Raw genomic sequence first — 14,536 nt, forward strand, 5'->3', positions numbered from 1 at the left:
CGCTGGCCAGCCGGACCGCAACGCGCCAGGATCATGCGCATGACGCTGCTTTCCGCCCCTCCCCGCCTCGCGCTCCTGCTCGTGGCGCTCGGCTCCGCCGCGCTGCTGGGCGGCGCGCTGCTGTTCCAGGAGTACGGCGGCCTGCCGCCCTGCAAGATGTGTATCTGGCAACGCTGGCCGCATGGCGTCGCCATCGTGCTCGGCCTGCTTGGCGCGCTGACACTCGGCGGGCGCCCGGCGCAGGCGCGCGGCGCACTCCTCCTCGTGGCGGCGGCCGTCGCCGTGTCCGGCGCCATCGGGGTGTTTCACGCGGGCGTGGAGTACGGCTTCTGGACCGGCCCCACCGATTGCAGCGGGGCGGCATCCGGCGGCAGTCTTGACAGCCTTCGGGCGCAACTGATGGCGCAGACCCGCGTCGTGCGGTGCGACGAAGTGCCGTGGGCGCTGTTCGGAATTTCGCTTGCGGGCTGGAACGCCCTATTCTCCGTCGCGCTGGCGGGGTTCGCTCTGCTTGCATTCCGCGCATCGGCCGGAGGGCGCCGCACATGACCGACGACACCGCACCCCAACCCCGCGGCCCCGTGCCGCTGCCGGGCAATCCGGGATCCGCGGAGAAGCTCGCCCGCATCCTGCGCGTCGACCACGCCGGCGAACATGGCGCGGTCCGCATCTACGAGGGACAGCTCGCGGTTCTCGGCCGCGCGCCGCGCACCCGCATCACCGCGGCGCGCGTCCGCGAGATGGCGGCGGGGGAGGAGCATCACCTCGCTACCTTCAACCGCCTGCTGCCGGAACGGGGCGTGCGCCCGACCGCGCTGATGCCGCTATGGAACGTGGCGGGGTTCGCACTGGGCGCGGCCACCGCGCTGATGGGCGAGAAGGCGGCGATGGCCTGCACGGCTGCCGTCGAAGAGGTGATCGAGGATCACTATCAGGCACAGATCGACAGCCTCGGCGAGGACGAGGCGGACCTGAAAGCCACGCTGGAACAGTTCCGCGACGACGAGGCCGGGCACCGCCACACCGCACTCGAGGAAGGCGCGGAGCAGGCGCCGGGCTACGGCCTGCTCTCTTCCGTCATCAAGGCGGGCTGCCGCGCCGCCATCCGGATCAGCGAGCGGGTCTGAGCCCTGCGCCGGGCCTCAGCGCCCCGCAACCGGGACCGTCTGGACCTTCGCGCCCTGCGGCGGCTTGAAGAACAGAAGCTGGACAAGGCGGCCGTTCTCGATCCGGTCGCCGAACTCGATCCCGCTCGTGTGCCAGAACCACGGGCGGAACAGGACGCAGCGGTTGTATTTCATCGGCAGGGTCAGGACATGGTCCCACTTGGACATGTCGCGGCCGTCCTTGCCGATCACCTTCTTCAGGGCCTCAACCGCGGTCGGGACGCCGAACTTCTCCTGCGCTTCCCGATCGGTCAGGGGCGCGCGGTCGCTGCCTGTCGCCTTGTGCCGGAAGAACTGGGTGCCTGCCCCCTGTTCGCCAGAGCCTGCGGGGATGTCCTCGTCGCGCGTCAGGTAGACGATCCCGGCCCAGGAGCAGCCGTCGTCCACGTGCACCTTGGCGATCCGCTCGTCGCCCTTCAGCGCGATGCGCATCTTGCCGTGCGCGATGTCGCGGCGGCCGACCACCGGCTCGCGCAGGATCTGGCTGAACATCTGGTCGGCGTTCGGAGGCATGACGAACTCTTTCGAGTTCCGGCCCGGGTAGATACCGCGCCCGGCCTCGTTAAAGGTGCATTTCTCCAGCGCGACGCCGCGCACCTCGTCGGGGTTCTGGTAGAAGTCGTCGATGACGATGAACGATTGGAACATGGGCGCCGCACCCCTCGCTTGCGCAAACCGGAGATAGGCTTCCTAGCACACCTCAGGGATCGAGCTCGACATCCCAGTAAAGGTAATCGATCCAGCTTTCGTGCAGGTAGTTGGGCGGGAAGCGCCGGCCGTTCTTCTGCAGTTGATGGATGTTCGGCTCGAACGGCCATTGCCGGGGCAGCATCCCGCATTCCTGTGCCAGGTGGTTGCCCTTGCGCAGATTGCAGGGCGCGCAGGCCGCGACGACATTGTCCCAGGTCGTCCGCCCGCCGCGCGAGCGCGGGATCAGGTGATCGAAGGTCAGATCCTCCACCGAACCGCAGTACTGGCAGGAAAACCCGTCGCGCAGGAACACGTTGAAGCGGGTGAAGGCCGGATGCTCCGCCGGCCGGACGTATTCCTTGAGCGACACGACGCTCGGCAGCCGCATGGCGAAGGAGGGGGAGCGGATCGTCGTCTCGTACTCCGAGACAATGTTGACACGGTCGAGGAACACCGCCTTGACGGCGTCCTGCCAGCTCCAGAGCGAAAGGGGAAAGTAGGAGAGCGGCCGGAAATCGGCGTTGAGCACCAGCGCGGGGCACCCGTCGGGCTTCGGCGGGTCCACGTGAACCGTCATGTGCCTCTCCTTGCCGTCATGGACCCTCTCCTAAGCCGGGATAACGACAGTGCCGTGACACCTCCCCTTTATATAGCGAATTGTCCGCCCTCTGCCCACAGGATTTGCCACGCCTACCAGTCGAGACCGGCGAGGAACCGCGCCGCCTGCTCGAACCCGTCGGGGCCGATGCCGTGGCCGATCCCGCGCGAGACGTGCCAGCGCACCGGGATGCCGGCGGCGGCGAGACCGTCGCGCGCATCCTCCATCGCCTTGACCGGGATCATCTCGTCCATGTCGCCATGAACGAGCAGCACCGGCGGATGTGTCACGGCGGCCTGCTTCAGCCCCTCGCCATCCACCAGCCGTCCTGAGAAGCCCACGATGCCCGCAAGCTGGCGCGCCCGGCGCGGACCGATGTGCAGGCTCATCATCGTGCCCTGGCTGAAGCCGATCAGCGCGGTCTGTGCTTCCGTAAGGCCGTGCTCTGCCATCTGCGCATCGAGGAAGGCGTCGAGCGCGGCGGCCGCCCGCACGAAACCCTGCGCCATCGCCTGCTCGCTCGAGCCGTCCATCCACGGGATCGGGAACCATTGGTAGCCCATCGGGTTCACTCCGCAGCGGTCTGGCCCGTTCGGCGCGACGAACAGGGCGTCGGGCAGGATGCGCTGCAGGTGCGGGGCGAGCCCGATCAGGTCCTGCCCGTCCGCGCCATAGCCGTGGATCAGCACGACGAGGCGGCGCGGCGGCTGGCCGTCGGCAGGTTCGACGATCGGACCGGTCAGCGTGGGAGTCTCGGCGGTCATCTGGCTCTCGTACCTCTCTCTCGGCATGGACGCGCCTCAAGCCTTATCGTCAGGCGCGGCGGGGGGCAAACCCTTCACATGCCTGTAGTAGGTCCACAGCGTCAGTGCCGCCGCACCGCGCCAGGGCCGCCATGCCTCCGCGATCTGGCGCAGGTCGGCTTCGGCGGGACGCGCGTCGAGGCCGTGCAGCGCCTGCAACCCGGCCTGCAGCGCGAGGTCGCCCGCGGGCATGATGTCCGCCCGGCGCAGGCCGAACAGCAGGTAGATCTCCGCGGTCCAGCGCCCGATCCCCTTGACCGAGGTGAGGGCGGCAACCGCCTCCTCCTCCTCCGCCTCGTGAAGCGCCGCGAGGTCGAGGCGCCCCGCCACCAGCGCCTCGGCCAGATCGCGGGCATAGCGCACCTTCTGTCCGGAGAAGCCCATGGCCCGCAAGGCGGCCTCGTCGCGGGCGAGCAGGGCCTCCGGCGTCAGCGGCGCAAGGCCCGCCTCGATGCGCGCCCAGATCGCCTTCGCGCTGGCGACCGACAATTGCTGCTCGGTGATGATGCGGAGCAGCGCGGGAAATCCTTGCGGCTGCGCCCGCAGACGTGGCGGTCCCGCCACCTCCACCGCGCGGGCGAGATGGATGTCGCGCGAGGCGAGGTCCGCAACCGCACGGGCGAGGTCGTCCGGGGTATCAAGCCGCGTGCCCATTCGCTTTATGTAAACCCTGATTGACTTGCATCTATGGTTAATGTTTCTGTTTGGAACACATTCATGCCGGATCGCCCCCAGTGTAATGGCGCGATCTTGAACGGTCCTCCCCTTCCTCATGCATCCCGACAGGAGAGTGAACCCATGGCCATTGCCGCTTCCCAATCGATCGCCCCCGACGCCACGGCCTTCGCAGCCCCGGAGGCCCCTTTCACCCTGTCCGACCCGGCAGCAGCGCCCGGGCTCGGCGTCAGCAGCGCGCCGAGCCCCACGATGCTCGGCAACCTCGTCGGCGAGGACGGCGCCGTGATGGCCCAGACCCAGCTTGCCCCGCAGAACGCAAGCGTCGGCCTGTGGACCAGCGACATACCCGGCGTGCCCGAGGTGAACATCGGGGGCTCCCCCGCCTTCCAGGCCGCGGTTTCGGCGCAGCTCGACACGCTGGCGGCGACCGCGACGGGCAGGGCGCAACTCACCCAGCTTGGGGCGGCAGCAGGCAACACCCCCCTCTACGTGCTGGAAGGCAACGCCAACTTCTCCGGGCAGTTCCGCGACGACAACGGCAATGTCAGCGGCAATGCCGTGGTGCTCGACGGGGCCTACGCCGCCAATCCCGACGGCACGACCTACGAACAGGCCGACGGCACCGTGATCCCGATGCCGATGTTCGTGACCATCGCGCATGAACTCGGTCACCTGAACGGTGTCTACTCCGGCGCCAATCAGGCCGAGGGGGCACCGCCCTACTCCGACGTGTTCGACGCCGAGGAGAACAGGGTCATCGACACGGTCGAGAACCCGTTGCGCCAGGAGGTCGGCCTGCCGCTCCGGACGGAGTATTACGGCAACTACCAGTACTGAGCCGCAAGACCGGACAGGCGGCGGCAGCGCGCGTTCGCTGCCGGCGCTTGCCTTGGCCTGCCGCCCGCGCCAGTCTCGCGCCCGCCATGCCAGAGACGACGCGCTTCGCCCCCTCGCCCAACGGCCCGCTGCACCTCGGCCACGCCTTCGCCGCGCTGACCGCGGCAGCGCTCGCCGACGTCGCGCACGGCGGGCGCTTCCTGGTGCGCATCGAGGACATAGACACCTCCCGCGCCCGGCCGGAGTTCGAGGCGGCCATCTTCCACGACCTCGCCTGGCTGGGCCTTGAGTGGGAGACGCCGGTGCGCCGCCAGTCGGATCATTTCGAGGGTTACCGGGCGGCACTGGACCGACTCGAGGGCCTGGGCGTTCTCTATCCCTGCTTCTGTACGCGACGCGACATCGAGGGCGTGCTCGACGCCCCGCACGGACCGGAGGGCATCATCTATCCGGGCACCTGCCGACACCTGTCCGCGGTGGAGGCGCACGCCCGGCTTGCGGAGGGCCGCCCGCACGCGCTGCGCCTCGACCTCGCCCGCGCCATGGCGCTGACGGGGCCTGTCCGCTTTGTCGAGACCGGCACCCCGCCCGTCGGGGGCGGCGGGGAGATCGCGGCAGGGCACGCGGCGCTGGCCGCAACGCTCGGCGACGTCGTGGTTGCGCGCAAGGATGTGCCGACGAGCTATCATCTCTCCGTCGTCGTCGACGATGCGCTCCAAGGTGTGACGCTGGTTACGCGCGGTCAGGACCTCTTTTTCGCAACCCCGGTGCAGCGTGTCCTGCAGGATCTGCTGGGGCTGCCCGTTCCGCGCTATCACCATCACCGGCTGATCCGCGACGAGGGCGGCGAACGCCTCGCCAAGCGCCGGGGCGGGGAGACGCTGGGCGACCTGCGTGCGCGAGGGGTCACGGCGGCACAGGTGCGCGCCCGGCTCGGCTTCAGCCCGCACCCAGCAGGATCAGCACCACCGACACCGTGACCACAGAGAGGAGCGTCGACAGCACCATGGCGCTCGACGCGGCACCCTCGGCGGCCTTGTAGTAGTTGGCGACGAGGAAGGTGTTCACGCCCGCAGGCATCGCCGCCATCAGGATCGCCACGCGGGCGCTCTCCATCGGTACGCGGAACACGACAAGGCAGAGCGCCGCCACGATGGCGGGCAGCAGGATCAGCTTGCCTGCCGACATCATGGCCGCCACCGGTACCGAGCGCGCGATGGCATAGCGCGTCAGCGACGCCCCGCCCGCGAACAGCGCGCAGGTTCCCGCCGTCGCCGCGAACTTCTCGATGATCGTTGCGGGAACGCCGGTGAGCGGCCAGCCGGTCAAGTTCCACGCCAGGCCCGTAAAGACGCCGATGAGCACCGGGTTGCGCACCATGTCGCGCGCGGTCTCCATGAGGATCGCGCCGATCTTCGCCTGCGCGCCGCCCGCCTCGCGCCCCCGGGCGAAGGCCATGAGGATCGCGGTCACGGTCAGCAGCAGGGGCCCGTGAAACGCGATCAGCAGGATGATCTTGGCCGCGCCCGCCTCTCCGAACGCCACTATGGTCATTGGCAAACCGACGAGCACCGCATTCGAGAACGTGCCGCCCATGCCGATCGTCACCGCATGGTCCAGCGGCCGCCGGAACAGCCGGCGCGCGATCAGGCCGACCACGATGAAGGTCAGGAAAGCGCCGGTGTAATAGGCGATCAGCAGGTCCGGCTCGAACACCTCGGCGAGATCGAGACGCGCCATGCTGGAAAACAGCAGCAGCGGGATCGCGAACCGGAAGACATAGGCCGACAGGCCGTCGATCCATGCGTCCCTGAAAAGGCCCGCCCTCGTCGCGGCATAGCCGAGACCGATCACCCCGAAGACGGGGCCGACGATGGTCAGGATGGGGCCGGTGATCATGTCCATGGGCGCGCATGTCTAGTGGGTCAGCGCGCCCCTGGGAAGCCCGCCCGGCGTCAGGTCAGCCGTGCACCCACCCGCGGCGCGCGCACACCCGGCCGCAGCCGCCGCCGGGGCCGGGCGGGGGCCAGTTCCCGCTCGGCCTCGAAGGCCTCGCGCAGGAGGCGGTTCTGGTCGCGCCAGCTTTCCACCTCCGCCCGGTGCTCGGGCCGGTCGCGGAGCCAGCGCGCAATCTGGCGCGCCCGCAGCGTGTCGAGCCGGTTGTCTGCATAGGCAAGCACAAGCCGCCCGAAGGGAGACGGCGGCACCAGCCCCCGATCGAGGCCGCTCAGCGCGGCACGTACGCGGGCGATACGCGCCAGCACCTCGTCATAGGTGAGACCCAGCGCACGGCCTGCGCGCAGGTAACTCTCCCCGCCATCCAGCACGCGGCGCATGACGGCAAGGTCCATAGGATCAAGGCGGGCGAGGTCGACCACCCGGGCCGCCGCCCCTCCGCGCGCACGGGGAAGCGTGGCGGGCAGACCGCGTGAGGGCGCACACTCGCCGGAAACGCCCGCCGGCGCAGGCTCTCCCTCGCCGGCCGCCCCTTGCCCGCCTCGCCGCGCTGCTGCGTTCTGTCCCATGCGCCGCGTCATGCGGACGCCCCCTTCGCAATGCGCTCAAATCACTAAAAATGATTGTAAGCGACAAGGGGGCTGTCCCGCAATGGGACAGCATGGTTAACGGCTCCCCCCCTCGGCAGAAAAGATGCGTCAGGCGGCCTCTTGCGTCCTGGCGTCGACGATATCGACGATGTCCGACATGATCCGCGTCAGGTCGAAGTCCTTCGGCGTGTAGACCCCCGCGACCCCGATCGCGCGCAGCGCCTGCGCATCCTCGGGCGGGATGATGCCGCCGACCACGACGGGCACGTCCGGCAGGCCCTGCGCCCGCATCCGCTCCATCACGTCGGTCACCAGCGGCACGTGCGACCCCGACAGGATCGACAGGCCGACGACGTGCACGCCTTCCTCCAGCGCGGCGTTGACGATCTGCGCGGGCGTCAGGCGGATGCCCTCGTAGACCACCTCGAACCCGCAGTCGCGGGCGCGCACGGCGATCTGTTCCGCCCCGTTCGAGTGCCCGTCGAGACCGGGCTTGCCAACCAGCATCTTGATCCGCCGGCCGAGTCTGTCCGAAACGTCGCTCACGCGCGCACGCACGGCCGCGATCTCGCCTGCTGCATCCGTGCGCGCGGCCTTGCCGACGCCCGTGGGCGCCCGGTATTCGCCGTGGACGCGGCGCATCACGTCGCCCCACTCGCCCGTGGTGACGCCCACCTTCGCACAGCCGATGGACGGCTCCATGATGTTGCGGCCCTCGCGCGCGGCGGCTTCCAGCGTCGCAAGCGCGGCAGCGACTGCATCGGCATCGCGCGTCTCGCGCCAGTGCTTCAGCGCGGCGACCTGCTCCTCCTCGACACCGTGATCGACGGTCAGGATCGCCCCGTCCCCGGTCGACAGCGGCGAGGGCTCGGTCTCCGTGAACCGGTTGACGCCGATCACGACCTGCGCGCCCGCCTCGATCCGCGCAAGCCGCGCGGTGTTCGCCTCCACCAGTTTTCGCTTCATGTAGGCGGTGTCGATGGCGGCGACCGCGCCGCCCATCTCGTCGATGCGGGCAAGTTCTGCGCGCGCTTCCGCCTTCAGCGCCTCGACCTTCGCGTCGATGACGGGATTGTTGTCGAAGATGTCCTCGTATTCGAGCAGGTCCGTCTCGTAGGCCACGATCTGCTGCAGGCGCAGCGACCATTGCTGGTCCCACGGGCGCGGCAGGCCCAGCGCTTCGTTCCAGGCCGGAAGCTGCACGGCGCGGGCGCGCGCCTTCTTCGACAGCACCACGGCCAGCATTTCCAGCAGCACGCGGTAGACATTGTTCTCCGGCTGGCTTTCGGTGAGGCCCAGCGAGTTCACCTGCACGCCGTAACGGAAGCGCCGGTACTTCTCCTCCGCGATGCCGTAGCGGTCGCGGCAGATCTCGTCCCACAGGTCCACGAACGCACGCATCTTGCACATTTCCTCGATGAAGCGGATGCCCGCGTTCACGAAGAAGGAGATGCGGCCGACCACGCGCGCGAAGTCGGCGTCCGGCACCTGCCCGCTGTCCTTCACGGCATCGAGCACGGCGCACCCGATGGCCAGCGCGAACGACAACTCCAGCGCCGGCGTCGCGCCTGCCTCCTGCAGATGGTAGGAGCAGACATTCGTCGGGTTCCACTTCGGAACCTGCGAATAGGTGAAGGCGATCACGTCCGTGGTCAGCTTCATCGACGCCGCCGGCGGCAGGACATAGGTCCCGCGCGACAGATACTCCTTCAACACGTCGTTCTGCGTGGTGCCCTGCAGGGACGCGCGCGGTACGCCCTGCTCGTCGGCCAGCGCGATGTAGAGCGCGAGCAGCCACGGCGCGGTGGCGTTGATCGTCATGGAGGTGTTCATCTCGCCGAGCGGGATGCCGCCCAGCAGCGTGCGCATGTCGCCGATGTGGGAGATGGGAACGCCGACCTTGCCCACCTCGCCGCGGGCCAGCGCGTGATCGGCGTCGTAGCCGGTCTGCGTCGGCAGGTCGAAGGCGATGGAAAGCCCCGTCTGCCCCTTGGCGAGGTTCTGCTTGTAGAGCGCGTTGGACGCCGCGGCCGTCGAATGGCCTGCATAGGTCCGCATCATCCAGGGCTTGTCGCGCGTCGTCATCCCGTGCCGTCTCCGCTTCCAGTCTCCGCGTTCGGATAACACCCCCAGGCGCTGCCTCCACCCCGGCAAAAAGGCGGACTGACAGGACCCGGACCGGCTGCTAGCCTTGCATCCGGATTGCCGCAATGCAAAATCGCACTTGCAGCGCGGACACGAAACGAGTTTCATCAGGGATGGCATTAAAACGCAACATAATTGCGTCAGAGGCCGGTCAATGAGTGGTTAACTGCGCAGAGCGCATTATCGGCCACTTCTGGACGGATCTACTGAACGCACTGCAGCGGACGGGAAACATGGCAGCGGTCGAGAACATGGACGAAGGCACGGGCTGGGGCGTGAAGAAAGACCTCTACGAGGTCGGCGAGATCCCGCCCATGGGCCATGTGCCCAAGCAGATGTACGCCTGGGCGATCCGGCGGGAGCGGCAGGGCCCGCCCGAGCAGGCCATGCAGGTCGAGGTCGTGGACGTTCCGGAGATCGAGGCGAACGAGGTCCTGGTCCTCGTGATGGCCGCGGGCGTCAACTACAACGGCGTCTGGGCGGGCCTGGGCGAGCCGATTTCCGTCTTCGACGTCCACAGGCAGCCCTACCACGTTGCGGGCTCCGACGCCTCGGGCATCGTCTGGGCGGTCGGGTCTAAGGTGAAGCGCTGGAAGGTCGGCGACGAGGTCGTGGTGCACTGCAACCAGGACGACGGCGACGACGAGGAGTGTAACGGCGGCGACCCGATGTTCTCGCCCACCCAGCGCATCTGGGGCTACGAGACGCCGGACGGCTCCTTCGCCCAGTTCGCGCGCGTGCAGGCCCAGCAGCTGATGAAGCGGCCGCAGCACCTGACATGGGAGGAAGCGGCCTGCTACACGCTGACGCTGGCGACCGCCTACCGGATGCTGTTCGGCCACCGTCCGCACATCCTGCGGCCCGGCCACAACGTGCTGGTGTGGGGCGCGTCGGGCGGCCTCGGCTCCTACGCGATCCAGCTCATCAACACCGCCGGCGCGAACGCCATCGGCATCATCTCCGAGGAGGACAAGCGCGACTTCGTGCTCGGTCTCGGCGCCAAGGGCGTGATCAACCGCAAGGACTTCAACTGCTGGGGCCAGATGCCCAAGGTGAATTCGCCCGAGTACCGGGAGTGGTTCAAGGAAGCCCGCCGCTTCGGCGCGGCGATCTGGGAGATCACGGGCAAGGGCAACAATGTCGACTTCGTGTTCGAGCATCCGGGCGAGGCGACCTTCCCCGTCTCGTGCTTCGTGGTGAAGCGAGGCGGCATGGTCGTGTTCTGCGCCGGCACCACGGGCTTCAACCTGACGTTCGACGCGCGCTACGTCTGGATGCACCAGAAGCGCGTGCAGGGCAGCCACTTCGCCAACCTCTACCAGGCGAGCCAGGCCAACCAGCTGATGCTGGAGCGCCGCCTCGACCCCTGCATGTCCGAGGTGTTCCCGTGGGAGGAGATCCCGCGCGCCCACACCAAGATGTGGCGGAACGAACACAAGCCCGGCAACATGTCCGTGCTCGTGTCCGCCAAGTATCCGGGGATGCGCACGCTCGAGGACGCGGTCGAGGCCGCCTGGGGCTGACCCCTGCGGCCTGAGTGCCCATGCGCGGCGCGCATGGCCCTGCGACACTGCGCCCGGCGCCTCTTCCCTCGACGGGAGGGGGCGCTTGGTGCATGTAGGACGCAAACACGCTGCACAAGAGTTCAGAACAGCCGAGGGAGCACGCCCGATGTCCGTTGCCGAAGCCTTCGAAACCGGCGGGTCGCCGGTGATGGACGATCTCCTGGGCAAGACGGCCGCCGCCGTCGAGGCAGCCGACGCCCTGCTCGCCGCCGCCCGCACCAATGTCCGTGCGCGGGTCAGCGAGGGCGACAAGATCTCCGGCACGCTGATCGAGCGGGAACAGTTCCTCGCCCACGGCCTCGCCTGGCTCGCCACCTATGTGGAAAGCCTGCGCCAGATGCAGGGCTGGGCGCTGCGCCTGAAGGAAACGGGCAAGTTCGGCGAGATCGAGCAGCTGATGCTGCAGGCGGCCTTCGGCGAATATCTCTCGCAGATGCTGGGCGGCATCCCGATGTCGCAGGGCGAGATCGTGCGCGCCCGCGACCTGGTGGGCGAGCAGGCGCTTGGCGCCTTCGCCACGCCCGCAACCCGCGCGCTGGCGCAGGGCGGCAATACGGCGGCCGCGCGCGCGCGCATCTACGAGCTTATGGAGGAAGGCTCCGGCACCACCGTCGGCGATGCCGGCGAGGACGAGGACATCGCGATGATCCGCGACCAGTTCCGCCGCTTCTCCGAGGAGAAGGTCGTGCCGCACGCCCATGGCTGGCACTTGCGCGACGAGCTGATCCCGATCGAGCTGATCGGCGAGATGTCGGAGCTGGGCGTCTTCGGCCTGACCATTCCGGAGGAGTTCGGCGGCCTCGGCCTCGGCAAGATGGCGATGTGCGTCGTGTCGGAGGAACTGAGCCGCGGCTATATCGGCGTGGGCTCGCTCGGCACGCGCTCGGAGATCGCGGCGGAGCTGATCCTGTCGGGCGGCACGGATGCGCAGAAGACCCACTTCCTGCCGAAGCTCGCAAGCGGCGAGATCATCCCGACCGCCGTCTTCACCGAGCCGAACACCGGCTCCGACCTCGGCAGCCTGCGCACCCGCGCGGTGCGCGAAGGCGACGTCTACCGGGTGACCGGCAACAAGACCTGGATCACCCACGCGGCGCGTGCCGACATGATGACGCTGATGGTCCGCACCGATCCCGGGAGCACCGACTATCGCGGTCTCTCGATGTTCCTCGCGGAGAAGCCGCGCGGCACGGACGCCGACCCCTTCCCCGCGCCGGGCATGAGCGGCGGCGAGATCGAGGTGCTCGGCTACCGCGGCATGAAGGAGTACGAGATCGGCTTCGACGGGTTCGAGGTTCCGGCCGCGAACCTGCTGGGCGAGCGCGAGGGGCAGGGTTTCAAGCAGCTTATGCAGACCTTCGAGAGCGCGCGCATCCAGACCGCCGCCCGCGCCGTCGGCGTCGCGCAGTGCGCGCTCGAGCTCGGCCGCGCCTATGCCCGCGACCGCAAGCAGTTCGGCAAGCCGCTCTCCGCCTTCCCGCGCGTCCACGGCAAGCTCGCCTGGGCGGCGGTCGAGACCATGATCGCGCGCCAGCTCACCTATTTCTCCGCGCGCGAGAAGGACGCGGGCCGGCGCTGCGACCTGGAGGCCGGCATGGCGAAGCTGCTGGGCGCGCGCGTCGCCTGGGCCAACGCCGACAATGCGCTGCAGATCCATGGCGGCAACGGCTTCGCGCTGGAGTACCCGGTGAGCCGGGTTCTGTGCGACGCCCGGATCCTCAACATCTTCGAGGGCGCGGCCGAGATCCAGGCGCAGGTCATTGCCCGGCGGCTGCTGGAGGCCTGAGCCCCGGCCGCGGGGCCTGTCCGCCTCCGGGACGCGGATGGTCTGGCTCGGGATTTGTGTAGCATTTTGGGTCAATCGCGGCGAGTTTCGTCAAGACTCGCCGCGATTTCCGTTCGTGGAATGCTAATCTTCATGGCATACAACTTGCTGCGGGCAACGGGCTTCGCGTTGCTTGCAAGGAGCACGACCGTGTTGTTTGGCCATAAGAAGATCGAGCGGATTCTGGGTGGTGCCGACGTTGTCGCGCGGGCGATGACGGCTGCCCTCGTCCTGTGCCTTGTGCCTGCGGGCCCGCTTGCTGCGCAGACCACGATCGTGCCCGACGCCTCCTCGGCGGCCCGGGTCGCCCAGGCCGTGGGCGCCGCACCCAAGGTGGCCAAGGCGCCTGCCGCGCTGGGGGCGCCGGCGCCGAGACCGGTCGCCACGCCGGCGGAAGCCGTCGGCACCGTGACCGCACAACCGATCCTGACCCACGCGGAGGCGCCGGTTGCGGCGACGATGCAGCCAGTCACGACGATCGGCGCGGTCAAGCCCGCGCGCCCCGATTCGCAACTGCCCTCGCGCGAGACATTCGACCCCACCGCCCGTTACGAACGGTTCGCCCACTCCCTCACGTCGAACAATTCGAAGGCGAAGACCCGCTTCTCGATCCTGCACGAAACGCCCTCGCGCACGAACATCGCCGGCGCCCGCCTGTACCGGCTGGCCGATACCCGGATGCGGCTGGTGATCGACGGCTCGGAGGTGCGCATCGCTGGCGCCCCGGTCGTTCCGCTCATCGGCATCAACGCCTACGAAGGGCGCACGGGCGAGATGACCTTCCTCGAAGGCGGGAAGCTGACCATCGGGCGGCAGTCGCGGAAATTCTCCGGCGAGTGGGATCTGGACGGCGCGGGATGGGACGGTACGCGGCGCACCCGGCCGACCAATTTCATCTCGGGCGAGCTGCCCGTGCGCATCCAGACGCGCGACGCCCAGGGCAACGTCATCACCGACGAGCTTCACACCATGGAGTTCTGGGAGATGGCGATGGGCCCCTACAATGGCGTCTATCGCGAAGGCCGGGACATGATCTTCTGGCTGTGGGGCATGACCACGGACAAGACCCGCTCGGGCGAGTTCACGCACGTCGGCATGGACATTGCCGTCTCGACCTTCCCGCCGGTCGATCCCGACCCGGTAGTTCTGGGCGAGGAAAACCCGCTGCCCCCGGCCGATCCGCTCGTGCTCGGCGCGCCGCGTCTCCTGCCCTATGTCGGCGCCTGGGGCCTCTATCCGCCGGTCTTTATAGGCGGTTCGTCCGGCGGGTCCGGTTCGTCGGGCGGCTCCTCGACCTCCGGCGGCTGGTCGACCTCGGGCGGCATGTCAACCTCCGGCGGCTGGTCCACGTCCGGCGGCTCCTCCACCTCCGGCGGCTGGTCGGCCTCTGGCGGGTCCTCGACTTCGGGCGGCTGGTCCACGTCCGGCGGCGCCACCTCGTCCGGCGCATCCTCGGGCGCGACCTCCTCCGGCGCGACCTCGTCCGGAGCGACCTCGTCCGGAGCGTCCTCGGGCAGCACGACCTCTGGCGGCAGCACCTCGTCTGGGGGCAGCACGTCCTCCGGCGGCACGCCGGTCCCCGAACCGGCGCCGATCGCGCTGCTGCTGCTGGGGCTGGCGGGCCTCGCGCTCGCCCGCCGCGGCAAAAGGTCCGGCGCGTAGGCCTATAGCCGGGGCTTCCCA

Annotated in this window: 14 protein-coding genes; 7 read left to right on the forward strand and 7 right to left on the reverse strand. The window is 68.9% G+C overall.

The annotated features are described in order from the left end of the window. Window positions 1-39 precede the first annotated feature (39 nt). Window positions 40-549, forward strand: coding sequence for a disulfide bond formation protein B (locus NJQ99_RS07780; RefSeq protein ID WP_269332264.1), 510 nt, complete (start codon window positions 40-42; stop codon window positions 547-549). Then, window positions 546-1,127 (forward strand): demethoxyubiquinone hydroxylase family protein, encoded by a 582-nt coding sequence (locus tag NJQ99_RS07785; protein ID WP_269332265.1) that lies wholly within the window; start codon window positions 546-548, stop codon window positions 1,125-1,127. Before NJQ99_RS07780 ends, NJQ99_RS07785 begins: the two co-directional genes overlap by 4 nt. A 15-nt stretch (window positions 1,128-1,142) precedes the next feature. Here NJQ99_RS07785 and NJQ99_RS07790 read toward each other — a convergent pair whose 3' ends face one another. The 4 genes from NJQ99_RS07790 to NJQ99_RS07805 form a co-directional block, all read right to left on the reverse strand. Continuing rightward, window positions 1,143-1,814, reverse strand: coding sequence for a DUF6445 family protein (locus NJQ99_RS07790; protein WP_269332266.1), 672 nt, complete (start codon window positions 1,812-1,814; stop codon window positions 1,143-1,145). A gap of 52 nt (window positions 1,815-1,866) precedes the next feature. Continuing rightward, window positions 1,867-2,433, reverse strand: coding sequence for an HNH endonuclease (locus NJQ99_RS07795; RefSeq protein WP_269332267.1), 567 nt, complete (start codon window positions 2,431-2,433; stop codon window positions 1,867-1,869). A 113-nt stretch (window positions 2,434-2,546) separates the two neighbouring features. Next, window positions 2,547-3,218 carry an alpha/beta hydrolase gene (locus NJQ99_RS07800; protein ID WP_269332268.1) on the reverse strand — a complete coding sequence of 224 codons (672 nt, stop codon included), beginning with the start codon at window positions 3,216-3,218 and terminating at the stop codon, window positions 2,547-2,549. Window positions 3,219-3,254: 36 nt separating this feature from the next. Continuing rightward, window positions 3,255-3,911 (reverse strand): DNA-3-methyladenine glycosylase family protein, encoded by a 657-nt coding sequence (locus NJQ99_RS07805; RefSeq protein ID WP_269332269.1) that lies wholly within the window; start codon window positions 3,909-3,911, stop codon window positions 3,255-3,257. Between the two features lie 144 nt (window positions 3,912-4,055). On the opposite strand from NJQ99_RS07805, the gene NJQ99_RS07810 reads away from it, so the two are divergent. Both NJQ99_RS07810 and gluQRS read left to right on the forward strand, forming a co-directional pair. Continuing rightward, complete coding sequence (locus tag NJQ99_RS07810; RefSeq protein WP_269332270.1) at window positions 4,056-4,772, forward strand: M91 family zinc metallopeptidase; 717 nt, start codon at window positions 4,056-4,058, stop codon at window positions 4,770-4,772. Window positions 4,773-4,858: 86 nt separating this feature from the next. After that, window positions 4,859-5,752: a tRNA glutamyl-Q(34) synthetase GluQRS gene (gluQRS, locus tag NJQ99_RS07815; RefSeq protein WP_269332271.1), complete on the forward strand. Its 894-nt coding sequence runs from the start codon at window positions 4,859-4,861 to the stop codon at window positions 5,750-5,752. On the opposite strand, the gene NJQ99_RS07820 is transcribed toward gluQRS, so the two are convergent. The 3 genes from NJQ99_RS07820 to NJQ99_RS07830 all read right to left on the reverse strand — a co-directional run bounded on the left by NJQ99_RS07820 (window position 5,712) and on the right by NJQ99_RS07830 (window position 9,403). Further along, window positions 5,712-6,677, reverse strand: coding sequence for an AEC family transporter (locus tag NJQ99_RS07820; protein ID WP_269332272.1), 966 nt, complete (start codon window positions 6,675-6,677; stop codon window positions 5,712-5,714). The two genes, gluQRS and NJQ99_RS07820, sit on opposite strands and share 41 nt — an antisense overlap. Before the next feature lie 50 nt (window positions 6,678-6,727). Further along, window positions 6,728-7,309 (reverse strand): anti-sigma factor, encoded by a 582-nt coding sequence (locus NJQ99_RS07825; protein ID WP_269332273.1) that lies wholly within the window; start codon window positions 7,307-7,309, stop codon window positions 6,728-6,730. Between the two features lie 117 nt (window positions 7,310-7,426). Then, window positions 7,427-9,403, reverse strand: a complete 1,977-nt coding sequence (locus tag NJQ99_RS07830; protein ID WP_269332274.1) for a protein meaA — start codon at window positions 9,401-9,403, stop codon at window positions 7,427-7,429. Between the two features lie 293 nt (window positions 9,404-9,696). Between NJQ99_RS07830 and ccrA the strand changes: the two genes are divergently transcribed. The 3 genes from ccrA (at window position 9,697) to NJQ99_RS07845 (ending at window position 14,515) form a co-directional block, all read left to right on the forward strand. Beyond that, entirely contained in the window at window positions 9,697-10,986 is a 1,290-nt protein-coding gene (gene ccrA / locus NJQ99_RS07835) for a crotonyl-CoA carboxylase/reductase (protein ID WP_269332275.1), read from the forward strand. Between the two features lie 148 nt (window positions 10,987-11,134). Beyond that, window positions 11,135-12,814, forward strand: a complete 1,680-nt coding sequence (locus NJQ99_RS07840; RefSeq protein WP_269332276.1) for an acyl-CoA dehydrogenase family protein — start codon at window positions 11,135-11,137, stop codon at window positions 12,812-12,814. A 189-nt stretch (window positions 12,815-13,003) separates the two neighbouring features. Beyond that, complete coding sequence (locus NJQ99_RS07845; protein WP_269332277.1) at window positions 13,004-14,515, forward strand: PEP-CTERM sorting domain-containing protein; 1,512 nt, start codon at window positions 13,004-13,006, stop codon at window positions 14,513-14,515. Window positions 14,516-14,536: the final 21 nt, after the last annotated feature.

The sequence above is a fragment of the Futiania mangrovi genome (assembly GCF_024158125.1).
Lineage (GTDB): Bacteria > Pseudomonadota > Alphaproteobacteria > Futianiales > Futianiaceae > Futiania > Futiania mangrovi.